Source organism: Halobacillus sp. 12SKB (assembly GCF_052941655.1).
This window is the reverse complement of the sequence record NZ_JBRFWR010000001.1, coordinates 3,345,426-3,369,645: the sequence shown is the minus strand read 5'-3', so window position 1 is coordinate 3,369,645 and position 24,220 is coordinate 3,345,426. Positions and strand designations below refer to the sequence as shown.

The 24,220-nt window shown below is 45.4% G+C and carries 20 protein-coding genes; all 20 read left to right on the top strand.

Annotated elements, in window-relative coordinates; translation table 11 throughout:
* Positions 1 to 610 precede the first annotated feature (610 nt).
* Complete coding sequence (gene bshC / locus ACQ4XT_RS16770; RefSeq protein WP_446854650.1) at positions 611 to 2,236, top strand: bacillithiol biosynthesis cysteine-adding enzyme BshC; 1,626 nt, start codon at positions 611 to 613, stop codon at positions 2,234 to 2,236.
* Positions 2,237 to 2,398: 162 nt separating this feature from the next.
* On the top strand, positions 2,399 to 2,830 hold the full coding sequence (gene mraZ, locus ACQ4XT_RS16765) for a division/cell wall cluster transcriptional repressor MraZ (protein WP_160912596.1): 432 nt from the start codon (positions 2,399 to 2,401) through the stop codon (positions 2,828 to 2,830).
* A 21-nt stretch (positions 2,831 to 2,851) separates the two neighbouring features.
* Positions 2,852 to 3,832, top strand: a complete 981-nt coding sequence (rsmH, locus tag ACQ4XT_RS16760) for a 16S rRNA (cytosine(1402)-N(4))-methyltransferase RsmH (protein ID WP_446854649.1) — start codon at positions 2,852 to 2,854, stop codon at positions 3,830 to 3,832.
* Positions 3,829 to 4,200: a cell division protein FtsL gene (gene ftsL / locus ACQ4XT_RS16755; RefSeq protein WP_146818696.1), complete on the top strand. Its 372-nt coding sequence runs from the start codon at positions 3,829 to 3,831 to the stop codon at positions 4,198 to 4,200. The genes rsmH and ftsL overlap by 4 nt, the downstream gene beginning before the upstream one ends.
* A 17-nt stretch (positions 4,201 to 4,217) precedes the next feature.
* Positions 4,218 to 6,356, top strand: a complete 2,139-nt coding sequence (locus tag ACQ4XT_RS16750; protein ID WP_446854648.1) for a penicillin-binding protein — start codon at positions 4,218 to 4,220, stop codon at positions 6,354 to 6,356.
* An 87-nt stretch (positions 6,357 to 6,443) separates the two neighbouring features.
* Entirely contained in the window at positions 6,444 to 8,366 is a 1,923-nt protein-coding gene (locus ACQ4XT_RS16745; protein WP_446854647.1) for a stage V sporulation protein D, read from the top strand.
* Positions 8,367 to 8,414: 48 nt separating this feature from the next.
* Positions 8,415 to 9,890: a UDP-N-acetylmuramoyl-L-alanyl-D-glutamate--2,6-diaminopimelate ligase gene (locus tag ACQ4XT_RS16740; RefSeq protein ID WP_446854646.1), complete on the top strand. Its 1,476-nt coding sequence runs from the start codon at positions 8,415 to 8,417 to the stop codon at positions 9,888 to 9,890.
* A complete protein-coding gene (locus ACQ4XT_RS16735; protein WP_446854645.1) occupies positions 9,887 to 11,245 on the top strand; it encodes a UDP-N-acetylmuramoyl-tripeptide--D-alanyl-D-alanine ligase in 1,359 nt (452 codons plus the stop codon). Before ACQ4XT_RS16740 ends, ACQ4XT_RS16735 begins: the two co-directional genes overlap by 4 nt.
* Positions 11,246 to 11,284: 39 nt before the next feature.
* Entirely contained in the window at positions 11,285 to 12,271 is a 987-nt protein-coding gene (mraY, locus tag ACQ4XT_RS16730) for a phospho-N-acetylmuramoyl-pentapeptide-transferase (protein ID WP_160912582.1), read from the top strand.
* Complete coding sequence (murD, locus tag ACQ4XT_RS16725) at positions 12,268 to 13,611, top strand: UDP-N-acetylmuramoyl-L-alanine--D-glutamate ligase (protein ID WP_446854644.1); 1,344 nt, start codon at positions 12,268 to 12,270, stop codon at positions 13,609 to 13,611. Before mraY ends, murD begins: the two co-directional genes overlap by 4 nt.
* A gap of 64 nt (positions 13,612 to 13,675) precedes the next feature.
* Positions 13,676 to 14,770: a stage V sporulation protein E gene (gene spoVE, locus ACQ4XT_RS16720; RefSeq protein WP_446854643.1), complete on the top strand. Its 1,095-nt coding sequence runs from the start codon at positions 13,676 to 13,678 to the stop codon at positions 14,768 to 14,770.
* Positions 14,771 to 15,217: 447 nt separating this feature from the next.
* Complete coding sequence (locus tag ACQ4XT_RS16715) at positions 15,218 to 16,033, top strand: cell division protein FtsQ/DivIB (RefSeq protein WP_446854642.1); 816 nt, start codon at positions 15,218 to 15,220, stop codon at positions 16,031 to 16,033.
* The gene (locus tag ACQ4XT_RS16710; RefSeq protein ID WP_446854641.1) at positions 16,020 to 16,724 is read left to right on the top strand and encodes a DUF881 domain-containing protein; all 705 of its coding nucleotides are present in this window, start codon (positions 16,020 to 16,022) and stop codon (positions 16,722 to 16,724) included. Before ACQ4XT_RS16715 ends, ACQ4XT_RS16710 begins: the two co-directional genes overlap by 14 nt.
* Positions 16,725 to 16,729: 5 nt before the next feature.
* Positions 16,730 to 17,434 (top strand): DUF881 domain-containing protein, encoded by a 705-nt coding sequence (locus ACQ4XT_RS16705; RefSeq protein ID WP_446854640.1) that lies wholly within the window; start codon positions 16,730 to 16,732, stop codon positions 17,432 to 17,434.
* A 1-nt stretch (position 17,435) separates the two neighbouring features.
* A complete protein-coding gene (locus ACQ4XT_RS16700; protein ID WP_089652818.1) occupies positions 17,436 to 17,792 on the top strand; it encodes a small basic family protein in 357 nt (118 codons plus the stop codon).
* Positions 17,793 to 17,985: 193 nt separating this feature from the next.
* Positions 17,986 to 19,281 carry a cell division protein FtsA gene (ftsA, locus tag ACQ4XT_RS16695; protein ID WP_089652819.1) on the top strand — a complete coding sequence of 432 codons (1,296 nt, stop codon included), beginning with the start codon at positions 17,986 to 17,988 and terminating at the stop codon, positions 19,279 to 19,281.
* A 75-nt stretch (positions 19,282 to 19,356) separates the two neighbouring features.
* Positions 19,357 to 20,520: a cell division protein FtsZ gene (gene ftsZ / locus ACQ4XT_RS16690; protein ID WP_089652820.1), complete on the top strand. Its 1,164-nt coding sequence runs from the start codon at positions 19,357 to 19,359 to the stop codon at positions 20,518 to 20,520.
* 801 nt (positions 20,521 to 21,321) lie between these two features.
* Positions 21,322 to 22,275 (top strand): sigma-E processing peptidase SpoIIGA, encoded by a 954-nt coding sequence (gene spoIIGA, locus ACQ4XT_RS16685; RefSeq protein ID WP_446855720.1) that lies wholly within the window; start codon positions 21,322 to 21,324, stop codon positions 22,273 to 22,275.
* A gap of 18 nt (positions 22,276 to 22,293) precedes the next feature.
* Positions 22,294 to 23,013, top strand: coding sequence for an RNA polymerase sporulation sigma factor SigE (gene sigE, locus ACQ4XT_RS16680; protein WP_089652821.1), 720 nt, complete (start codon positions 22,294 to 22,296; stop codon positions 23,011 to 23,013).
* Between the two features lie 82 nt (positions 23,014 to 23,095).
* The gene (gene sigG, locus ACQ4XT_RS16675; protein ID WP_446854639.1) at positions 23,096 to 23,875 is read left to right on the top strand and encodes an RNA polymerase sporulation sigma factor SigG; all 780 of its coding nucleotides are present in this window, start codon (positions 23,096 to 23,098) and stop codon (positions 23,873 to 23,875) included.
* The last annotated feature ends 345 nt before the right edge of the window (positions 23,876 to 24,220 follow it).

Genomic DNA, 24,220 nt, shown 5'->3' with positions numbered 1-24,220 from the left:
GGCTCCGGGAAAAGGTTCGCTTTCCGTGGGCGAGTGATGAGCCTCCTCGGACTTCGTCCTGTGGGGTCTCACCCTGCACTTTTTCCCCGCAGGAGTCTCGCCATTCCCCTCCGCCCTCTTCTATATAAGTGTCTCGAAACCACTTCCCTAATAATCTGCTATTTAGTTTGTTGGGAGTACAAGGATAAAACTCTATGCTCAGGTATTAAAATCCTGAAAACTTGATACAGAGCGTTTTATGCCTCAATCGAGAAGAGCGGAAGACAATCCAATTTGGTAATGGGGTTCGTTTCTCACATGCATCGAATGGGGTGGTTGGGAAGCTGCGAGACTCCCGTGGGAGAAAGGAGATAGGCGAGATCCCGCAGGGCGTTAGCCCGAGGAAGCTCGCCACTCCCCCACAGGAAAGCGAGTAGCTTCCCAACCCCCTGACGCTCAACCTAGGCAACGAACCCCGGTCATCTCGAAACTGAGTCTTCAAGTAAAGGGAGCTTATATGGAATTTAGAGGTTTCAAACAGATAATGTGAAGTCTGTGGTGGTTTTTTGTACAATACAATAGGATACATAATTAATCATGTAATTATTGCCGATAAAGGAGTCGTATAGAGATGCGCATCGAACCGATTAAACTCGAACCGAAACAAACATTGTTTCGTGACTATAAAAACAATTATCAAAAAATAGCTGATCGGTTTAACCACCACCCGTTTGAAGAATCTACTTGGGAGCGTCGGTTATCTGAAATAAGGAATCAAACGTATCAAAGGGCTGAGCTTTCTGAAGTGCTGAATCGAATGAATCGACGGTGGGAAGCTCCTGAGAAAACCCTTAACAATATTGAAAAGCTGAAAGATGAAGAGAGTGTCGTCGTCATTGCTGGCCAGCAAGCCGGCCTGCTTACAGGTCCGCTCTATTCCGTCCATAAAATCATATCCGTTCTGCAGCTGACAAAAGAAAAGGAACGTGATCTTGGAAAACCGGTCATTCCTGTTTTTTGGATTGCTGGGGAGGATCACGATTTTGATGAGATTCACCATGTCATGATGAAGCAGGGAAGCGGTATGGAAAAGATGACCATCGATCATACCCCTGAGACGAAAGCTTCCGTTTCTGAGATTACCATCGATCAACAAAAAGCTTCTGCCTGGTTGAAGGACGTTTTCGGAATGGTGAAGGAAACAGAGCACACGCATGACTTTTATAAAGAAATGGAAAGGTTATTAAAAGAATCGGACAGTTACAGTGACTTTTTTGCCAAAGTGGTTTATCATCTTTTCCCTGATGATGGACTCGTTTTAATCGATGCTCATGACCCGGAACTGCGCCGCCTTGAAACGCCCTACTTCAGTACGATGATTGAAAAAAATAGAGAAATGGCTAGTGGTGTGTACGCTGTCTTGCAGAAAAACCGCCAGGAAGGGTATGAGACTATCCTTGACAGCGAGCTGGATGACGCCCACTTGTTCTATAGTTTCGAAGGAGAAAGAGTTCTCCTTGTACGCGATGAAGAAGGGAATTTTCGAGGCAAAAACAATGAAGTCGTCCTTGGTGAAGCAGAGCTATTGAAGATCGCTGAAGAAACACCGGAGCTTCTCAGTAATAACGTAGTAACAAGACCGTTGATGCAGGAGGCGCTTTTCCCAGTCCTCGCCTTTATCGGAGGTCCGGGAGAAATCAATTACTGGTCTGTTTTAAAGCCAGCTTTTGAAGCAGCGGGGTTGTGTATGCCGCCTGTTCTTCCGCGTCTATCCTTTACGATGATTGACAGGAAGACAGGCCAGCAGTTAGAAAAATTTCATATTCCAACGGATGAAGCGATCCGCTCTGGAGTGAGAGAAAAGAAGATGAATTGGATCGCTTCCCAAAGCACCCCTCAGATTCATCATCTAACTGAGCAGGTGAAGAAAGAAATAAACGCCGTCCATGCTCCACTTCGCGAAAAATCTGCGACACTCGGTGCAGACCTCGGTCAGCTTGCGGAGAAAAATTTGGAGTATATTTTGGAAAACATCGATTTTCTAGAAAAACGGATCAACCATACGATGGAATCCCGTCATCAACATGAAATGGATCAGTTTGAAAATATGGAATGGACCCTTCATCCTGGTGGTGGACTTCAGGAGAGGATGTGGAGCATCGTCCCATGGGTAAACAAGTACGGAACGACGGTGTTTCAGCAGATGAACAGACATCATTTGAGCTTTAGAAACGATCATTATGTCGTATATTTGTAGGGAAGGTCCTCCACCATCCCCCACCACGAAAAAATATGAACAAACCCCTTAAAATCTTGCCTTCACGGGCAGGATTTTTTTCATGGGAATAGAATGATAAAAAAGTAAGTGGAGAAAAGTGGGGCGATGTGGTAAGGTGAAATTAGAAGGTGGGGGAACTCTATGTTCATGGGTGAATTTCAACACAACATTGATACAAAAGGACGGATCATCGTACCCTCGAAATTCCGCCCGGACCTTGGTGACAGCTTTGTTCTCACTCGAGGTTTAGATCAGTGCTTGTTTGCTTATCCTATGAACGAGTGGAAGCTGCTTGAAGAGAAGCTGAAAAAACTCCCCTTAACAAAAAAAGATGCCCGCGCTTTCACCCGCTTTTTCTTCTCTGGTGCTGTTGAGTGTGAAGTAGACAAGCAAGGAAGAATCAACATTCCACAACCTCTCAGGAAATATGCATCACTGGAAAAAGAATGTGTCGTCATCGGCGTATCCAATAGGATCGAGTTTTGGAGTCATGATGAATGGGAAAGTTACTTCGAGGCATCTGAAGATTCCTTCTCAGAGATCGCAGAAAATATGTTGGATTTTGATATCTGATCGATAGAAACGAGTGAAACCATGTTTGAACATTACAGTGTATTAAAAAGTGAAACCATACAACATTTAGATTTGGACCCAGAAGGCATTTATGTCGACTGCACCTTAGGAGGCGGAGGGCATTCCGAAGCGATTGCCAAAGCCTTGAAAGGGAATGGCCGATTGATATCTTTCGATCAGGATGAGGTGGCCTTGAAAGCTGCAAAAGACCGCCTGGAGGATTATCAGGACCGTGTTACTTTCGTCCATGCCAACTTCCGTCAATTGGAAGAGAAATTAGCAGAACTTGAGGTAACGGAAGTCGATGGTATTATTTACGACCTTGGCGTTTCCAGTCCCCAATTGGATGTAGAAGAGCGAGGATTCAGCTACCATCAGGATGCTCCGCTCGATATGCGGATGAACCAGGAAGCAGAACTTAGTGCGAAAGAAGTTGTCAATGAGTGGCCCTACGAGGACCTTGTCCGAATCTTCTTCAAATACGGAGAAGAGAAATTTTCGAAACAAATTGCAAGAAAGATTGAAGCAGCAAGAAAAGAGAAAACGATTGAAACAACAGGAGAATTGGTGGAACTCATCAAGGAAGGGATTCCTGCACCTGCCAGAAGAAAAGGCGGACACCCTGGCAAAAGGGTTTTTCAGGCCATCCGTATTGCAGTCAATGATGAGCTTGGAGCTTTTCAGGACAGCCTTCATCAGGCAGCAAGAGTCGTTGGGATCGGTGGACGGATTGCCGTCATCACTTTCCACTCTCTAGAGGATCGTCTATGCAAGCAGGCGTTCAAGAAATGGAGTACAAACCCTCCATTGCCGAGGAACATCCCAATGATCCCGGAAGATAAACAGCCACCTTTTCAATTGGTCAGCCGAAAACCTATTGTAGCCGATGAGTCAGAACTCGAAGAGAATCGTCGTTCACGTTCTGCGAAACTGAGGATTGTCGAGAAAGTCAAACCTTGGAATAAGGAATTTGAATTTAATGAAGGGTGGAAACAAACATGAGTGCTGAACAGATTAGAAAACAGCAGCCTTTACAGCAGCCTGAAAGACAAAAACAGGCGAAAGTAAAGGTACATAAAAAGAAGAAATGGATTAGTACAGGGGAGAAGTTCCTCTATTCGTTTGCAACGACTGCAGTGCTTGCAGCGTCGGTGTTTTTAGTGCAGACATCTGCTCAAACAGATACGATCAACCGTGATATCCGCGGGCTTGAACAAGAGATCCAACAACAGGAGTCTCTCAACGAAAATCTAGCTTATCAGGTGAAAGAACTCAGTAACCCGGATCGGATTTTGAGCATTGCTAAAGAAAATGGATTGAATATCCAAAATGCACAAGTGAAGCAAGCCGGTAAAATCAATAACGAGTAACGGCTGGTGATTTCCTAATGAAAAAAAGCAACAATAATAAAAGCTCCGCATTTTTGATGGTCGCCTTTGCGATTGTATTTTTCATCATTGCGGGGCGTTTCATTTATATTGAGACAGCAGAGACAGTGGAAGGTGTCGATTTGCAAAAATGGGCGGAAGACATCCGGACAAGCTCTTATGAAATCGATGCAGACAGAGGTAAAATCTTTGATAAAAATGGCATGGTACTTGCCTATGATCGTCCTACTTATAGACTTTATGCCATTGTAGACCCTGAGTATTCCGCTAACCTCGATCCACCGAGGCACGTTACGGATCCGGGGGAGACAGCAGATAAACTCGCTCCACTGCTTGATATGGAAGCGAGTGAAATTAGAACGACGATTGAAGAAGGCCAGGAAAATGAACGCTTTCAAGTCGAATTCGGTTCCAACGGACGTTCCATTTCCCAGGAGACCAAAGAAGAAATTGAAGATCTTGAGTTGAACGGCATTGCATTCAAACAAGAGTCCAAACGCTATTACCCTAATGGGAAATTTGCTTCCCATGTCATTGGGTTTGCCCGAAGTCAGGATGGAAACATCAACGGCGTGACAGGGGTTGAGAAGCAGATGGAAGAACATCTGCAGGAAGAAAAGGGTAAGATCAGTTATGAACGGGACAAGTACGGAACGAAACTGTTAGATCCGAACGAAGTGATGACAGAACCTGAAAACGGGAACGATGTCCATTTGACCATCGACCAAAAGATTCAAACATTCTTGGAAGATGCTTTATCACAGGTGGATGAACAGTATAATCCGGAAAAGATCATGGCAGCGGTCATGGACCCGGATACCGGTGAAATTTTAGCGATGAGTAACCGTCCGAGTTATAACCCGAACAATATAGGTGAGGTGGATAACTGGTATAACGATCTTGTTTCCTATACCTTCGAACCAGGCTCCACAATGAAAATTTTCACGTGGGCTGCAGCGATGGAAGAAGGACTATATAACGGAAGTGATATGTTCAAGTCCGGAACGTATAAAGTTCCCGGTCATACCATTGGGGATCATAACAATGATGAGGGATGGGGCATGATCTCTTTTGACGAAGGATTTCAACGTTCTTCCAATGTAGCTTCATCTAAGATTGCCCTCGAGGTTCTGGGGCCTACGAAACTACGAAAATATTTGACCGATTTTCACTTTGATGAACAGACAGGCATTGATCTTCCGAATGAAAAGAACGGCCGCTTTGTTTTCAATAAGGCGTCTGAACAGGCGACGACTTCATTTGGGCAGGGTTCCACATTTACGGCTATTCAATTGATGACGGCAGCGACATCTGTCGCGAATGATGGCAAAATGATGCGCCCTTATATGCTGTCTAAAATCACCTCAAGTGAAACCGGTGAAGTGTTGAAGGAAAACAAACCGGAAGAGATTGGACAGCCTATTTCTGAAAGCACGGCAAAGCAAATGCGCGAACTTATGGGAACAGTCGTCACGTCTGAACAAGGAACCGCCCAATCGTTCAAATTGGATGATTACACGCTCGCAGGCAAGACAGGTACCGCTCAGATGATTGAGAATGGGCGTTATTTGACGGGGCGTAATAACTACATCTTCTCCTTCATGGGGATGGCTCCCAAGGAGGATCCTGAACTTCTCATGTATGTCGCTGTTCAGCAGCCGGATCTGGAAGTTACGGAGTTAGGTTCTGAACCTGTTTCATACATTACCAGGACTGTACTTGAAAACAGTCTCCATTACATGGATATCCAACCAGATAAAGAGGTGGATGAATCAATTTCACCATTGACTGTTCCAGATGTAATAGGAAAAGGTACGTCTACGGCAAAAGATGAGTTGAAACAAACGTTCAAGAGTGTAGAAGTCATTGGTAACGGTGGCGAGGTGACAGCTGTTCTTCCACAGCCAGGCTCAAAAGTTGTAGAGAATCAAAGGGTCATGGTCATTACAGACAAACCGACCATGCCTGACTTGACCGGTTATTCAGCACGAGATGTGCATAGACTTGTGAAACATTTCAATCTGAATATCGAGACGATGGGGAACGGCTTTGTAGAAAAGCAAAGCATCCCTGAAGGATCCAGCATAAAAGAAGGCGGCTATTTAGTCGTAGAATTAGCTCCTCCAAGAGAGGAGTGACACCATTCCAGGCAGTGTTCTAATCGTTTCTAGATTGCATATAGTGATACAAGCTGACTCTATTGACTTCAAAAAGGAGTTATTAAGATGAGACGAGTATCACAAGTGGTCGTAAAGAAACGGTTAGTCGCTGTCTTTCTTGTTGGAATGGTTATTTTTTTTGTCATCGCAGGGAGGCTTGGATACGTCCAGTTCTTCTTAAGTGACTTCCTGATTTCAAAGGCGGAGGAATCATGGAGCCGTGATATTACTTTCGAACCGGAGCGGGGGAAGATTCTCGATTCGAATGGTGAAGTGCTCGTCGGTAATCAATCAGCTCCGACCGTTATGGTGGTACCGAGACAAATCAAAGATGCGGAGCAGACAGCAAAAAGCCTCGCTCAGATTTTGGACATGAGTGAAGAGAAGGCTTATTCTCACGTGACGAAAGTGACCTCGATTGAAAGAATTCACCCGGAGGGACGTAAAATAAGTGAGGAACAGGCGGAGGCGATCCAGTCATTGCAGATGCCTGGTGTGTACATTGCCGAAGACTCGAAGAGATATTATCCTCACGGCTCTTTCCTTTCGCATGTGCTTGGGTTCAGCGGCATAGATAATCAGGGGCTGCTTGGCTTAGAAGCGTACTATGATGATGAATTGAGGGGTGAAAAAGGAGCGTTGTCTTTTTTCTCCGATGCCAAAGGGAAGAGGATGCCGGATATGGCAGATATTTATAAGCCGCCCGAAGATGGAAAAGACCTGCAATTGACAATTGATTACAAGGTCCAATCGATTATGGAACGCGAGCTTGATATCGCTCAGGCTAGATACAACCCTGATGGAGCAGTGGCGTTAGCGGTGGATCCTGATACAGGGAAAGTGGTGGGGATGGCGACTCGTCCTAATTTTGACCCAGCCAACTATCAGGAAGTGAAACCAGAGGTCTATAACCGGAATTTACCTGTGTGGAGCACGTACGAGCCTGGTTCCACGTTCAAAATTATCACCCTTGCTGCAGCTCTGGAAGAGGATCTTGTCGACCTTGATGACGAACACTTCCACGACTCGGGATCAATTAAAGTAGACGGAGCGACTCTTCGTTGTTGGAAGCGAGGCGGGCACGGGGATCAGACTTTCCTGGAAGTTGTCCAAAACTCCTGTAACCCTGGGTTTGTCACCCTCGGTCAGCGCCTCGGCACAGAGAAGCTTTTTGAATATATCGATCGATTCGGCTTCGGTGAGAAGACCGGTATCGACCTTGAAGGAGAGGGAAAAGGGATCCTGTTCAAACCGGAAAACGTCGGTCCTGTAGAGCAGGCGACGACAGCTTTCGGACAAGGGGTATCCGTCACACCAATCCAGCAGGTCATGGCTGTCGCAGCAGCAGTGAATGGAGGGTATTATTACGAGCCTTATATTCAGGAAGCGTGGCTCGATCCAACCACTGGTGAAACGTTAGAAAAAAATGAACCGAAGTTGAAAGAGAGAATCATCTCTGAAGAAACATCGGCAGAAATACGTCGTGCTCTTGAGAGTGTTGTGGCCAAAGGAACAGGAAGAGGGGCCTATGTGGAAGGGTATCGTGTCGGCGGGAAGACCGGGACCGCTCAAAAAGTCGGTCCAGACGGCAGATACATGGAAAATAACCACATCGTATCCTTCATCGGTTTTGCTCCAGCCGATGATCCTGAACTAGTCGTATATCTTGCCATTGATAACCCGAAAAATACCGTTCAGTTCGGTGGCGTCGTCGCTGCGCCGATTGTCGGGAACATCATGGGTGACAGCTTACGTGCCTTAGGAGTGGAACCTAGAAAAGATGGGTTGGAAAAAGAATATTCCTGGCCGGATGAACCGTTGGTAGAAATTCCGGATGTGACAGGAATGGAGAAAAAAGAATTAAAACAAATGCTCTTGAATTTGGAAGTGGAAGTCAGTGGGAGCGGATCCAAAGTGATCACACAGGCGCCTGAAGCCGGTGTGAAAGTTCCAAGTGGTTCGACCATTCGTGTGTATCTGGGGAATTAAACCCACGTTTGGTATAATAAAACTTGTGATCAGGTAAGGGTGACACATATGAAAATGAAGAAACTCTTGCGATATATTCCTTTTTATAAAGTGACGAAATCAGTGGCGGACCTCCATATTAAAGGGCTCTCCATGGATTCCAGGACGACGGAGCCTGGCGATGTGTTTGTCTGCCTGCGCGGAGTGGATGTCGATGGGCACCGGTTTGCAAAGGGCGCAGTGGAAAGAGGGGCGGTGGCCGTCATTGCTGAAGAAGAGGTGGCCGTTTCTGTTCCTGTCGTCCTTGTAAATGATACTTCAAGAGCAATTGCTATGGGAGCTGCTGCTTATTATGGGTGCCCTTCAGAGTCTCTCCACGTTATCGGAGTGACCGGAACAAATGGCAAAACGACCATTACCTATTTACTGGAGGAAATTTTTCAGCACCATAAAAAGAAGACCGGGATCATCGGAACGATTCAGGTGAATATAGCGGGAGAGACGTTCCCGGTGAAAAACACGACACCGGACGCTCTTACCTTGCAGCGCTATTTCCACAAGATGCATGCGGCGGGCGTCGACCATGCGATTATGGAGGTATCTTCCCATGCCCTCGACCAAGGCAGGGTGTACGGCTGTGATTTTGATATTGCTGTGTTTACGAATTTAACCCAGGATCATCTGGATTATCATGAAAATTTTGATGATTATCTTCGTGCAAAGTCCCTATTGTTCGCGCAATTGGGGAATGGGTATAATAAGGAACGTGAGAAATTTGCCGTCATCAATAACGACTCCCCTCAGGCGAAGAAATTCATCCGCTCTACTTCACAAGGACTGCTGACTTACGGCATTTATGAAAAGGCGGATGTAAAAGCAGAGGAATACACGATGACTGAAACGGGTACCGCCTTTATTATGACGACTCCCATCGGTTCGGTCTTCATAAAGAGTCCATTGATGGGGCTGTTTAGTATTTATAATATGCTGGCTGCAGCAAGTGCCGCTATTTTATCAGGCGTTCCTCTAGAGACGATTCAGCGATCCTTTCAACAAACCAAAGGCGTAAAAGGGAGATTCGAACCTGTAAGAGAAGGGCAGGGTTTCGGTGTTGTCGTCGACTATGCCCATACTCCTGATTCCTTGAAGAACGTTTTGCAGACGCTTCGGGATCTATGCAAAGGGACCATCACGGTTGTCGTCGGATGCGGAGGGGACCGTGACCGCAGCAAACGTCCTGAGATGGCGAAAGTAAGCGTCGATTATGCAGACCGGGTCATATTTACTAATGATAACCCGCGTACGGAAGACCCTAAACAGATTTTCAGAGATATGACCGCCCATGTGAAAGGGCGTTATAAACAGATTGAGGATCGAAGAGAGGCCATTAAATACGCACTACATCATGCAAAAACAGGAGATATTGTTCTTATTGCAGGAAAAGGCCACGAAACGTACCAGGAAATCAAAGGCACCCGCTATCATTTTGATGATTGCGAGGTGGCCCGTACGATATTAAGAGAGATGAAGGAGCATCCATCATGATTTTAGAAGTCAATGAACTTACAAAACTTTTTCCGAAAAAACAAGGAGCCGCATCGGATCAGATCCAGCTCAGGTCTGTGATGACCGACAGTCGAAAAACCGCCAAGCAAAGCTTGTTCGTCCCGATCGTGGGTGAGAATTTCGATGCCCATCATTTTCTTGGAGATGCGATTAAACAGGGAGCGGTCGCAACGTTATGGCAGGAAGACCAGCCTTTGCCGAAGCTGACACCTACGGATTTCCCTGTCTTTTTCGTGGAAGACACAACGAAGGCACTGCAGGAGTTGGCGTCCTTTTACTTGAAAAAGGTGGATCCTGTTGTTGTCGGCGTCACCGGATCAAATGGAAAAACAACAACAAAAGACCTTACAGCATCCGTTCTGCAAATCAAATACAAAACACATAAGACCGCGGGTAATTTTAATAATCATATCGGCCTCCCTCTCACTGTCCTTGCCATGGATCCAGAAACAGAAGCTGTCGTTCTGGAAATGGGAATGGATCGTGCGGGGGAAATTTCCGTTTTATCAAGGCTTGCTGAACCAAACTATGCCATCATAACGAACATCGGGGAGTCCCATATCGAGAATCTCGGTTCCAGAGAAGGAATCGCAGCGGCGAAGCTTGAGATCACAGAAGGTCTTTCTGAAGAAGGGGCCTTAATTCTTGATGGAGATGAGCCGTTATTGCAAGAACAAAAGTCTAAAAACTGGACGGTTACATGTGGCTTTGGTAACACCCTTGACTATCAAGCTGAGATTCTTCAATTGACAGATGAGAATAGTACGTTTACAGTCGGTGGGCAGTCTTTTGAATTGCCTATGGCCGGGAAACACAATGTGAAAAATGCTACATATGTCATTGCTCTTGCCGAACGTTTAGGTTTATCTTCACAAGAGATCCAACAAGGGTTTCAGCACCTGCAAATGTCCGGTATGCGGTTTGAAAAACATGAGGGCCATAAGGGTTCCTTGATCATTAATGATGCCTATAATGCTTCCCCGACTTCCATGAAAGCAATCATTGAAGTTGTCAGTCAATTGACATCTAAAAGCAGGAAAGTGTTAATATTAGGTGATATGTTCGAGTTAGGAGAACAATCAGAATCGCTTCATAAGAGTGTAGCCGCTGCTATTGATGAGAAGATTCAAGCGGTTTATACGATCGGTCAGGATTCCAAGGCCATCACGGATGCCGTAGAGAATCAATACCCGTCCATTGAAACGCATCACTTTACAAACAAACAAACGTTAAGTCATCACGTCCGTCAAGGGTTAACAGCGGACACCGTCGTACTCATCAAAGCTTCCAGAGGAATGAAACTAGAAGAATTACTTGAAAATCTCGTGGATTGATCGATAGGCGATGATGATGGAAAAGGAGGAGAACTAAACATGAACGAATACATACTACTAATCACTATGGCTATTTCATTCGCAATCACTGTTGTGATCTCGCCGATGATCATCCCTTTTTTGAGAAGGTTGAAGTTCGGTCAGGCAATTAGGGATGAGGGACCTGAATCCCATCAGAAAAAATCGGGAACCCCGACAATGGGAGGGGTGATGATCATTGTAGCGGTGGTCATCACCACCATCCTTGCATCCTTTTGGTTCACCCCGGACACTGGGAACACACAAATGTTCCTCGTATTATTTGTATTAGTCGGGTATGGGCTGCTTGGGTTCCTGGATGATTATATTAAAGTGGCAATGAAAAGGAATTTGGGCCTCACGTCCAAGCAAAAAATGCTCGGTCAGATCGTCATTGCGCTCGTCGTTTATTTTATTCTTAGAAATTCGGATTTCCCGACGTATATCAGTATTCCTGGCACAACCTTTGAAGTAGACCTTGGCTGGGGTTATGCTCTGTTGATTCTGTTTATGCTCGTTGGTGCATCAAATGCTGTGAACCTGACGGATGGGCTGGATGGTCTGCTTGCAGGTACTGCTGCGATCGCATTCGGTGCGTTCGCTATTTTAGCGTGGACAGGCCAGATGAATGTAGAAATCACCATTTTCTCTCTTGCTATTGTTGGAGCTTTGCTCGGTTTCCTTGTCTTCAATGCTCATCCGGCTAAAGTCTTCATGGGAGATACAGGGTCTCTTGCTTTAGGTGGAGCGATTGCTATCATCGCTATCTTAACGAAACTTGAACTCATTCTTGTCATTATCGGCGGTGTGTTCGTCCTTGAAACCCTGTCTGTCATCATTCAGGTCATCTCTTTTAAGACGACAGGAAAACGTGTCTTCAAGATGAGTCCGCTTCATCACCATTATGAATTGAAGGGCTGGTCCGAGTGGCGTGTCGTGACGACGTTCTGGGCGGTTGGACTTGTCTTTGCAGTAATCGGCATTTATATTGAGGTGATGTTCGGATGAAAACATTAAAAAACTTTCCATACAAGAAAGTTCTCGTATTGGGGCTTGCGAAAAGTGGTACAGCAGCAGCTGAATTATTCTTAGACAGTGGCATCCAAGTACGAATCAATGATCTAAAAGCTGACCAGAATGCACCGGAAGTGCGTAAACTGATCGAAAAAGGGGCAGAGGTTATTACTGGTGGTCATCCATTATCCGTATTGGATGACATGGATTACCTCGTCAAGAATCCAGGCATCCCTTATGAAAATCCCGTCATAGCGGAAGCGGAGGTACGGAATATTCCGATCGTAACCGAAGTGGAATTGGCAAGTTTCCTTCATGAGGGTCCATTAGTTGCCGTAACAGGCTCCAACGGGAAGACGACAACGACGACATTGATCCATGAAATGATTCAGGCAGATCAACAAAAGGTGTCGCTTGCAGGAAATATCGGTCATGTCTCTTGTGAGGTGGCAAGAAGTACCGCGGCAGATGAAACGATGGTGACCGAACTTTCATCGTTCCAATTGCTGGGCACAGAGAAATTCCATCCTGAGATCGCGGTGTGGCTCAACCTCTATGAAGCGCACCTTGATTATCACCATACGTTAGAAAATTATCATCAGGCGAAGGCGAAAATAACGGCCAACCAAACGGCTGATGACACACTGGTCTACAATGCGGATGATGAGAGCATTGCCCGATTTTTACCTGATGTCAAAGCGAAGCTCGTTCCTTTTTCAATTAAGAAGGTAGGCGAAGGCGCCTGGGCCGATGATACGTTCATTTACTTTAATGACGAACCGATTATGAATAAACAGGACATTGTATTAGTGGGGGAACAAAACCTTCAGAATATCCTGGCTGCCGTTGCAGCGGTTAAAGTGAATGGAATACGCAACGAGGCAATCGTCGAGGTGTTGAAAACATTTGCCGGAGTAGAACACCGCCTGCAATTCGTCACGAAAAAAAACGGCCGTTTATTTTACAATGATTCTAAGGCGACGAATCTATTAGCGACCTCTTATGCGTTGAAATCATTCGAGAATCCGGTCATCCTGCTTGCAGGTGGTCTTGATCGAGGGACGAGTTTCGAAACACTGATTCCTCATATGAAAGGTGTCAAGGCCATGGTCGTGTTTGGAGAAACGGCTGACCAATTAACCGAAACGGCCGGGAAAGCTGGTATTGAGGATGTCACCAAAGTAGAAACAATGCAGGAAGCCGTTGATCAGGCATACCAATACTCAGAAGAAGAGGACGTCATCCTGCTCTCACCTGCTTGTGCGAGCTGGGATCAGTATCGTACTTTTGAAGAAAGAGGCCACATGTTTATCCAAGCTGTGCATAAGCTCTAATAAGGGCTTTGTGTGACAAGCTAAAGCCCTGTTTTCCACTTAGATGGGAGGTAGGGCTTTTTCTATGGAAGAAAAAAAGCCGGATTTATGGTTGGTTGCCGCCATACTCGGAATTTTGATCATCGGGGTCGTGATGGTTTACAGTTCATCGAGCATCTGGTCCGAATATAAGTTTGATGATCCATGGTTTTACGCCAAACGTCAGATTCTTTTTGCTACCGCCGGTTTAATTGCCATGGTGGTGTTATCAAGAATTCCTTACTATGTATGGCATGGACATTCGAAGATGATTATGATCATCTGCCTGGTATTCCTTGTGCTCGTCCTCATTCCGGGGGTTGGGATGGTCCGTGGGGGAGCACGAAGCTGGATCGGAGTGGGGATGTTCAGCATCCAGCCATCAGAATTTATGAAACTCGGTTTGATCTTATTTCTTGCACGCTTTTTATCGGAGCGCCAAAAATTCATGAACTCTTTCCAGCAGGGTTTCCTGCCAGCTCTAGCATTAATTTTGTTCCCGTTCGCACTCATCATGCTTCAGCCTGACCTGGGGACAGGTGTCGTTATGGTAGGGACATGCCTTGTCATGTTGTTTACAGCTGGGGCACGGATCAGTCATTTCATGTGGATTGCCGGTGCAGGAGCAGCGGGTATGGTTGGATTGATCGCTTCGGCTCCTTATCGTATAAAAAGAATCACCGCTTTCCTGCATCCATGGGAAGACCCTTTAGGAGCAGGGTTCCAGATCATCCAGTCTCTATATGCGATTGGGCCTGGCGGGTTAATGGGATTAGGGTTAGGCAACAGTATGCAGAAGTTTTTCTATCTGCCCGAACCTCAGACGGATTTCATTTTTGCGGTACTTGCTGAAGAACTGGGATTCCTAGGCGGATTACTCGTCCTTGGTCTTTTCTTTATTCTTTTATGGCGGGGAATCCGTGCAAGTCTCCTTGCCCCGGACCTTTTCGGATCATTGCTTGCCCTTGGCATCGTCGGAATGATCAGCATTCAGGTTATGATCAACATTAGTGTAGTCACAGGACTGATTCCTGTCACAGGAATTACGCTTCCCCTTATCAGCTATGGAGGCTCGTCTCTAACCTTGACCCTTGCATCCCTGGGACTACTTCTCAGCGTCAGCCGTTTCTCTACAAAATAAAAAGGCCATGGACTCCATGGCTTTTTTATTTTGACCTCCTTTTCACCTTGGGCGGATGATCGAATTCTTATTTCTTAATATGAAACAGGGCGGATGGGGCTGTTTTCCTCTAACCCGGATCAGGTGCTATAAAACTCGGAAATGAGTCATTTCACAAAAGGAGAAGTGGAAATATAGAAGAATTTCTGATTGGAAGTTTAGCTGAGGTGAAGAATGGGTAAACCATTTTAGCGAAATCACATGACCCCTATCGAAATGCGGGTTTTCCTGTAATAAAATTGATAGGAAACTAGTAAAACTCTATCAATATTTCACTCTGTTTTTGTGATATAATGGGAATCGTATAGATGTAGAGTAAGCTCGGCATCTTTTAGAGGAACATCATTCTTTCAAACAGCTAGGACAAACAGCGTAAAGGGTGTCTAGCAATAAGGAGAAATGCCCGTTATGGAAGAGAGAAAAGTGGTTTCCATAGAAGATCGCATACCAAAATTGAAACAGACGAGGCGAAAAAAAGCCAATCGTCGTTTGATTCTGTATTTGACTATTCTATTTTTGCTGATTGCGACGGTCATCTATCTCCAGTCGCCACTCAGTAATGTTCGTCATATAGTTGTGGAAGGTGAGTACCACGTATCTGAGGAAGAAATCATCGAGCTTGCCGGAGTCACAACATCCACGAATTATTGGAGAGTCGATGAAGAAGAGATGAAACAGCAGATTGAGTCGCATCAAGAAATCACCTTTGCTTCCATCGATCGTTCCTTCCCGAACAATGTTCAGATTGAAGTGAAGGAAGCGGAGAGAATCGGTTACGTCAAACAGGATGGTGCTTTTCATGCCATTCTTGAAAATGGATCTCGCTTGGATGGACAAACGGCACTTCCAGGAGGAGATGCTCCAATCCTTGTCGGGTTCAATAAGGAAACGTATCTGAAGGAAATCTCTCAAGAGTTAAAAGAACTGCCTTCGAGTGTAAGCAGTCTTATTTCGGAAATCCATTGGGACCCTCGAGACGGGAATCCATATCAAATCCTTCTGTATATGAATGATGGCTACCAGGTGCAGGCCTCGATCCGCAGTTTTGCCGAAAAAATGCCGGCTTATCCTTCCATCGTTGCACAGCTTGATGAAGGAGCTGAAGGGATCATACATATCGATGTAGGGGCCTACTTCGAAGAATATCCTGAATCGGAGGAAGAAGAGTCGCAAGAGGACCCGGAAGCGGGTGAGGAAGAGGAGAACACGGATGAAGAGGCGTAAAGGAAAACCAATTATTTTATCTCTTGTCCTGCTCATCTCCGGCTTTCTTATCAGCTACAGCTATCAATTGACAAAGAGTTCACCACAGATGGTTCAACTGAACGATTCGCAATGGGAAAAAGAATACTTTTATCAACAACAGCTGCTGGACATGGAAAAAAGGAACAAGCAGCTGCGTGAGGAGTTAAAAGAGAAGCGCCATACAATTCAAGACTTTGAGAATGAGATGGCCGATCGTGAACAGGTGATTGCCGACTTCGTCGAACGTAAAAAGAAGCTTCAGATGCTGAATGGTGAAGTTCCGGTTGAGGGACAAGGGGTGGAAGTCGTTCTGAGCGACTCAGAGTATATACCAGATGAAGATCAAGTGAATCAGTACATCGTTCACGAAAGTCATATCCACAGTGTGATCAACGAACTTCTCAGTGCCGGAGCAAAGGCCATAGCCATTAATGGACAAAGGTATATGAGAGATAGTTATATTGCATGTACAGGACCGGTCATTACTGTAGACGGCGTTCAACACCCGGCTCCGTTCGTCATTTCTGCGATCGGGGACCCGGAGGTTCTCTATTCCAGCCTTAACCTGACCAGAGGTGTCGTCGATCAGCTTCTCAACGAAAATGTCGAGGTGCAATTATCAAAGGAAAACCAATTGGAAATGAAGGCAAGGCTATCCGCTGAAGGGTGATCAACATGAAGCGTAGAACACAGTGGCTGCTATCTACCGTATTTCTTTTGATTGGATTTATGGTGGCTGTTCAGTTTCAGACCACATCCCATGAAACAGAGATGAGAGATACTAGAGATGTTTGGGAAGTGCGGGAAGATTTGAAAACCCAGCAGGAACACCAGCAGGACCTCTTAGAGAAAATTGCCATGGCCGATCAGACCATTGGAAATTATGAGAAGCAATCGTCACGCGAACAAGTGGAGACATTGAAAGATTCCATTGGGACCTTGGAAAAGAAGCTAGGCCTTCAGAAAAAAAAGGGGACAGGAGTGGAACTTACGATCCGTCCTATTTTTGATGAAAGTGCTGCTGGTCAGGAATTCCCCAGTATTTCCCCTCATCTTCTCAGTCGTCTCCTGAATGAACTGAACACATACGGAGCAGAGGATATCAGCATAGGGAATGAACGGTTGACCAATCTTTCCCCAGTTAGGGATGTAAATGGATCGACCTATGTGAATAATCGGCCGATCGGTTCACTCCCGTTGACCATAAAGGTGTTGGCGGAAGATCCAGAAAAATTGCAGGATCACATGAAAGCAAGTCCCACTCAAGATATATTCAACATCGACAATATGGAAATTGTTTTTGATGTAAAAGAACAGTTGGTGCTTCCAAAGTACGATGACCCTCTCCATTTAGAAATTTTAGAAGAAGCTGGTGGTTAATTTGTGGTTACCCCTTTTATTTCTGATCATCGGTGTGACCCTTGGTATCTTGACGGATATCCGTATCCCGGATGCCTATTCCGATTATTTATCCATTGCTGTGCTGGCCGCTTTTGACACACTTCTCGGCGGAATCAGGGCACAATTAGAAAAAACGTTCGATGATACCGTGTTTCTGACCGGTTTCTTTTTCAACATTACACTTGCTGCATTACTTGCCTTTCTCGGCGTTCAATTAGGCGTGGATCTCTATCTTGCAGCTGTCTTTGCTTTCGGTGTCCGGTTGTTCAGAAACCTTGCTATCGTCAGAAGAATCGTCATCGACCAGAAATTGCTAACAAAATTCAGAAAAAAATAAACGTATTTAAGAGGAAATTCACGAAACACTGTGGAAAACAACATAGGAACGAGTTTTTTCTCTCATATTCCAAGGATATACCCCATGGAATATATCAATTCATTTACGTTTGTATTTCAAAGATTGTATTTTAAGCGTGAATTCGATATGCTTTGAACTACTTATATGGCTTGCTACAGGAGGTGCGTCACTGGTGAATCAAAATGAAATTTTAGTAAGTTTAGATATAGGCACAAGTCGAATCAAAGTGATCATAGGAGAAATTATGAATGATAACCTCAATATCATTGGGGTAGGTACAGCTAAATCGAACGGTATGAAAAAAGGTGCGATTGTAGATATCGATCAAACGGTCCATTCGATCCGTTCAGCGGTTGAACAGGCCGAACGCATGGTGGATATGAAAATTGACCGGGTCGTTGTTGGTGTAAATGGCAATCACATTCAATTGCAGCCATGCCATGGTGTTGTTGCCGTTTCCAGCGAGAGTAGAGAAATTGGAAACGAAGACATCACACGAGTCATCGATGCTGCTCAGGTGGTTTCTGTACCACCGGAAAGAGAAATTATCGATGTGATTCCTCGTCAGTTTATTGTAGATGGTCAGGATGAAATCACAGACCCACGTGGAATGATCGGCGTACGTCTTGAGATGGAAGGTATGATTATTACCTGTGCCAAAACCGTTTTACATAATACATTGAAATGTGTAGAACGAGCAGGTTTGGAAGTATTGGATGTTTGTTTGCAGCCGCTCGCTTCTGGAACTGTCTCGTTATCCGGTGATGAAACGAATCTGGGCGTTGCACTTATCGACGTCGGAGGTGGCTCTACGACGATCTCTGTATTTGAGGAAGGACATCTAAAAGGAACGAGCATGATTCCTTTTGGTGGGGACAATTTAACGAAAGATTTATCCATCGGCCTGAGGACTTCTACAGAAGAAGCCGAGCAGGTGAAAATGGAACACGGTCATGCATTTTTTGATGATGCGAATGAAGAGGAAAATTTTTCTGTCACGATTATTGGAAGTAATCGTCAACAGGCATTCAATCAATTGCAAATCTCTGATATGATTGAAGCTAGACTAGAAGAAATTTTTGTCTTTGCTGCCCAGGAGATCCAGCGCATGGGTGTACGCGAACTTCCGGGAGGCTTTGTACTGACCGGTGGTACGATGAATATGCCTGGTGTTCTTGAGTTAGCGCAGGATGTTTTCCACGCAAACGTAAGACTCGCGATTCCGGATTACATCGGAGTAAGAGAGCCGCAGTTTACGAGTGGGGTAGGAATCTTGCAATTCGCCTATCGTAATGCGAAAATACAAGGCAAAGAGATCTTTCCATCTGTAACTGAAGAATTTCAAGAAAAACCTCAACCTAAAAAGCAAAAACGTGCGACAAAGCAACAGCCGAAAGAAGAAACAGAGAAACCAGAGAAGAAAAAAGAATCAGGCTTCAGTAATCTCTTGAAGTATTTCTTTGATTAATGAACAAGTTTGAGTCGGTCAAGGGACGGACGAACCAATAAATCTTGTAATCTCGTGTATTAGGAGGAACGTAAGATGTTAGATTTTGATACAAGCATGGACCAACTAGCAACGATTAAAGTAATCGGAGTAGGTGGCGGCGGAAGTAACGCCGTTAACCGTATGATTGAGCATGGTGTCCAAGGCGTCGAATTCATCGCCGTCAATACGGATGCACAAGCGCTTAATCTTTCAAAAGCAGAAGTTAAAATGCAAATTGGTGGAAAATTGACTCGCGGACTTGGTGCAGGTGCGAATCCGGAAGTCGGTCGTAAAGCTGCGGAAGAAAGTAAAGAACAAATCGAAGAAGCCCTTCAAGGTGCAGACATGGTCTTCGTAACTGCAGGAATGGGAGGCGGAACAGGTACAGGTGCTGCTCCCGTCATTGCCCAAGTAGCTAAAGAACTAGGCGCTCTTACTGTCGGGGTTGTCACTCGTCCATTCACGTTTGAAGGACGTAAGCGTTCTACACAAGCAAGCGGAGGTACAGAAAGCCTTAAAGGCGCGGTTGATACACTGATTGTCATCCCGAACGACCGTTTGCTTGAAATCGTAGATAAGAATACGCCAATGCTTGAAGCGTTCCGTGAAGCGGATAACGTCCTTCGTCAAGGTGTACAAGGTATCTCCGATTTGATTGCGGTACCAGGATTGATCAACGTAGACTTTGCCGACGTGAAAACAATCATGGTCGACAAAGGATCGGCCCTTATGGGAATCGGAATTGCGACAGGAGAAAATCGTGCAGCTGAAGCAGCCAAAAAGGCGATCTCCTCTCCATTACTCGAAACTTCCATTGACGGTGCACACGGTGTCCTGATGAACATCAGCGGTGGTGCCAACTTGAGCCTTTATGAAGTTCAGGAAGCAGCGGATATCGTAACCTCTGCAGCAGATCAGGAAGTAAACGTCATCTTCGGTTCTGTGATCAACGAAAACCTGAAAGATGAAATCGTTGTTACTGTTATTGCAACAGGTTTCGATGAAGCACAAATTGCTCAGGGTCAGCAGAAAAAGCGTCCAACCGTTAACCCTGTGAACCAGCAAAAGCAAGTAGAACAACAACAGCCGGAGCGTAACGTACGGGAAGAGCAACCTCCTCGTCGTCAAGCTCCGCCACAACCACAGAACAAACCGAATCAAGAAGAAGACACGCTTGATATCCCGACGTTCCTGCGTAACCGCAACCGTCGCCGATAATAACCATCCAAACCCGTCACACATTCCCGTGTGGCGGGTTTTTATTTCCTTTCACCATCACCCATTTATTAAACATAATGGCAGGATTGTGGAAGACTTGATTTCGAGATGTTTGTGTGGGTTTAGGGGCTCCGGGAAAAGGTTCGCTTTCCGTGGGCGAGTGATGAGCCTCCTCGAGCTAACGCTCTGCGGGGTCTCATCTACCACGTACTTCCCACAGGAGTCTCACCGTTTCCCTCCGCCCCTTTGCCATATGAGGTTCTCGAAATCCCTCTTATAGTACCCTGCCTAAAACTCTTTTAAATCCTGCATAAACCGCGTTGACATAGGCTTCAACCATAAAAGCTCCTATTGCTGGAAGGTAGTTTCGAGAATTTCTTCCGGCAAGTGGACGGAGGGGAATGGCGAGACTCCTAACTTAAGTGTGCAGGCGCCTCGATCAGCGGCGTATGGACTGGACTGAGCTGGCGGAGATAAAGAAAACACGAAGAACGGAGTGATTCGATGTTGACTTATCGTACAGAAGCGAGGGAAGTCTCACTAGCCGCTAGGCGCCGGAACCGGATATCGAAGAGGAAAAAAGTGCAGGGTGAGACCCCACAGGACGCAGTCCGAGGAGGCTCACCGCGCTCCCGCGGAAAGCGAGCTATTCCCCGCAGTCCCCATACACTCAACAAACGTCTCGAAACTGAGTATTCCACATTCGGGAGCGTTTGTGGAATAAAGATATCTTTCCATCCTTCTACAAAACTTGCTAGCGTGTGGTTCAGATTGTGACAGACTTTTTAACCGGACGGGCTTATACTTTTCAGTACAGCAGATAAAGAGAAGGGGGGAGAGAGGATCATTTATCTTGATGCTGTCTGGTTGCTTAACCTTTTGATGGATGGCATGATCTTATCGCTTACGCAGGGGATTACGAGAGCGAAATCATCGAAAATTAGAATGGCCGCTGGGGCGTTTGTCGCCTCTACGATTGTCCCGATTACCATTTATATGCCGGATTCCTGGCTTGTAGGAAGTTTCGGGAAAATCTTTTTTTCGATATTCATCATCTGGGTGGCCTTTTCCTACACCTCTCTCCGAGCATTTTTTGTCCAGTGGATCAGTTTTTATTTTATTACCTTCGCCATAGGTGGAAGCATGATGGGAGTTCATTATTTTCTTGCCACAGAGATCAGCTTACAAGGGGGTTCAATCGTAACATTCAGTGGTGGTTATGGAGACCCGGTCAGTTGGTTGTTTGTAATCATTGGTTTTCCGTGTTCCTTTGTTTTTACAAAATGGCGATTGAATCAAGTGAGCGTCCATAAGATGAAGCTTGAGGATATTTATGATGTGACAGTAGAGTGGAATGGAATGACCGCCCATTGCAAAGGTTTAGTAGACAGCGGAAACCAGCTCGTGGATCCGGTCAGTCGGAAAATGGTCTTTCTCGCCGACTCTTTTTTATGGGAACAATTTTTATCAAAGGAACAGGTCCAGCAGCTTGAAGTGGATCATGTAGTAACCGCCTTAGCGGACTTACCGGATGAGATTCAGTCCTCAGTACGGCTTGTTCCTTATCAGGCGGCAGGTGTTGCTGGAAAGTTACTTGTGACGTTAGTGGTGGATAAAATCACGGTCAAAACGGAGGCAGGGAATTTGGAAATGAAAGCTCCTCTATTAGGGGTGCAGCAACAGGATTTAACACATGATCGACTTTATCAAATGCTCATACATCCGCACTTGATGGTTAAAGGCAAATCAGCGTGATTTCAGGAGGGGGATTCCATGTTCAAATGGTTCTTTAAAGCGCGGCTCTGGTATTATCGCTTACTTATGAAGCTTGGAATTAAACAAGATGAGATTTATTACATTGGTGGAAGTGAAGCCCTGCCACCACCATTATCCAGAGAAGAAGAGAGAGAATTGCTTGAACTTCTTCCTAAAGGGGATAAAGCGGCACGCGCGATGCTCATTGAGCGGAATTTAAGACTTGTCGTTTATATCGCCAGGAAGTTTGAAAACACGGGGTTGAACATAGAAGATTTAATTAGTATTGGGACGATTGGACTTATCAAAGCAGTGAACACGTTTGATCCGGAAAAGAAAATCAAACTTGCGACTTACGCTTCCCGCTGTATAGAAAATGAAATACTCATGCACCTTAGAAAAAGCAATAAGTTGAAAACAGAAGTATCCTTTGATGAGCCTTTGAATGTGGACTGGGACGGAAATGAACTTTTACTATCTGATATTTTAGGAACAGATGAAGATTTAATTACGAAAGGCATCGAAAAGAAAATCGATAAGAAATTACTCAAATCGGCGCTTGAACAATTAAATGATCGTGAAAAACAAATCATGGAACTTCGCTTCGGATTAATTGGGAAAAAAGAAAAAACACAAAAAGATGTGGCAGACATGATGGGCATCTCACAGTCATATATATCAAGGCTTGAAAAGAAAATCATCCGCCGGCTGCAACGCGAATTCGACAAAATGGTCTAACAGCTGACGACTCTGTGATGCATAATTTTCCCACCCAGGGAGATACTGAGAACTGATTACAGCTTCCTGGGAGGGTCTTACATTGACACGACATAAAGTAGAGATATGCGGCGTAGATACATCAAAACTTCCGGTACTGAAAAATGCAGAAATGAGAGACCTGTTTGAACGCTTGCAAAGTGGAGAGTTGGAGGCAAGAGAAAAGCTGGTAAATGGCAACCTCCGCCTCGTCCTATCCGTTATTCAGCGTTTTAACAATCGCGGAGAGTATGGAGACGATTTGTTCCAGGTTGGATGCATTGGTCTCATGAAATCCATTGATAATTTTGATTTAAGCCACAATGTTAAATTTTCTACTTACGCTGTACCCATGATCATTGGGGAAATTCGCAGGTACTTAAGAGACAACAACCCGATTCGTGTTTCCAGATCCTTGCGCGACACAGCTTATAAAGCTTTGCAGATGCGTGAGAAAATGATCAGTGAGACGAGTAAAGATCCGGCTCCTCATGAAATTGCTGAACGTATGGGAGTCCCGCACGAAGATGTAGTCTTCGCGATGGATGCCATCCAGGATCCCGTATCCCTTTTCGAACCGATCTATAATGACGGTGGTGATCCGATTTTCGTTGTGGATCAGCTGAAAGATGACCGGGAAAAAGACTCGGTGTGGCTCGATGAACTATCGCTAAGAGAAGGAATGAAGCAACTGAATGACCGAGAGAAAATGATTTTGACGAAACGCTTCTTCCAAGGGAAAACGCAAATGGAAGTCGCTGAGGAAATCGGCATTTCGCAAGCTCAAGTGTCGCGTTTAGAAAAAGCGGCGATCAAAGAAATGAATTCATCCATGTTCCAATGAACCCTTAAGCTTCTGCCCACGCAGAAGCTTTTTTTAATGCCCGAACTCCCTTTTCTTCAACAAACGCTCCCGTTTGTTGAAGACTCAGTTTCGAGACGTTTGTTGAGTGGATGGGGGCTACGGGGAATAACTCGCTTTCCGCGGGAGCGCGGTGAGCCTCCTCGGACTGCGTCCTGTGGGGTCTCACCATGCACTTTTTTCCCGCAGGAGTCTCGCCATCCCCCTCCGCCCCTTTGCCATATGATTACCTCGAAACCACTTCCGGAAGATACTGCTTTCATACACTTGGTAATTGGAGAGGAATAATCCCCTAAGTACGATATTCTGCACGTGAAAAGCTTGTTA

Excerpts from the sequence above, each read along its gene's own strand:
- bshC (WP_446854650.1), top strand. The coding sequence starts at position 611 with ATGCGCATCGAACCGATTAAACTCGAACCGAAACAAACATTGTTTCGT.
- ACQ4XT_RS16745 (WP_446854647.1), top strand. The coding sequence starts at position 6,444 with ATGAGACGAGTATCACAAGTGGTCGTAAAGAAACGGTTAGTCGCTGTC.
- ftsL (WP_146818696.1), top strand. The coding sequence starts at position 3,829 with ATGAGTGCTGAACAGATTAGAAAACAGCAGCCTTTACAGCAGCCTGAA.
- ACQ4XT_RS16750 (WP_446854648.1), top strand. The coding sequence starts at position 4,218 with ATGAAAAAAAGCAACAATAATAAAAGCTCCGCATTTTTGATGGTCGCC.
- ACQ4XT_RS16735 (WP_446854645.1), top strand. The coding sequence starts at position 9,887 with ATGATTTTAGAAGTCAATGAACTTACAAAACTTTTTCCGAAAAAACAA.
- mraZ (WP_160912596.1), top strand. The coding sequence starts at position 2,399 with ATGTTCATGGGTGAATTTCAACACAACATTGATACAAAAGGACGGATC.
- rsmH (WP_446854649.1), top strand. The coding sequence starts at position 2,852 with ATGTTTGAACATTACAGTGTATTAAAAAGTGAAACCATACAACATTTA.
- ACQ4XT_RS16705 (WP_446854640.1), top strand. The coding sequence starts at position 16,730 with ATGAAGCGTAGAACACAGTGGCTGCTATCTACCGTATTTCTTTTGATT.
- sigE (WP_089652821.1), top strand. The coding sequence starts at position 22,294 with ATGTTCAAATGGTTCTTTAAAGCGCGGCTCTGGTATTATCGCTTACTT.
- ACQ4XT_RS16710 (WP_446854641.1), top strand. The coding sequence starts at position 16,020 with ATGAAGAGGCGTAAAGGAAAACCAATTATTTTATCTCTTGTCCTGCTC.
- murD (WP_446854644.1), top strand. The coding sequence starts at position 12,268 with ATGAAAACATTAAAAAACTTTCCATACAAGAAAGTTCTCGTATTGGGG.
- ACQ4XT_RS16715 (WP_446854642.1), top strand. The coding sequence starts at position 15,218 with ATGGAAGAGAGAAAAGTGGTTTCCATAGAAGATCGCATACCAAAATTG.
- ACQ4XT_RS16740 (WP_446854646.1), top strand. The coding sequence starts at position 8,415 with ATGAAAATGAAGAAACTCTTGCGATATATTCCTTTTTATAAAGTGACG.
- ftsZ (WP_089652820.1), top strand. The coding sequence starts at position 19,357 with ATGTTAGATTTTGATACAAGCATGGACCAACTAGCAACGATTAAAGTA.
- spoVE (WP_446854643.1), top strand. The coding sequence starts at position 13,676 with ATGGAAGAAAAAAAGCCGGATTTATGGTTGGTTGCCGCCATACTCGGA.
- mraY (WP_160912582.1), top strand. The coding sequence starts at position 11,285 with ATGAACGAATACATACTACTAATCACTATGGCTATTTCATTCGCAATC.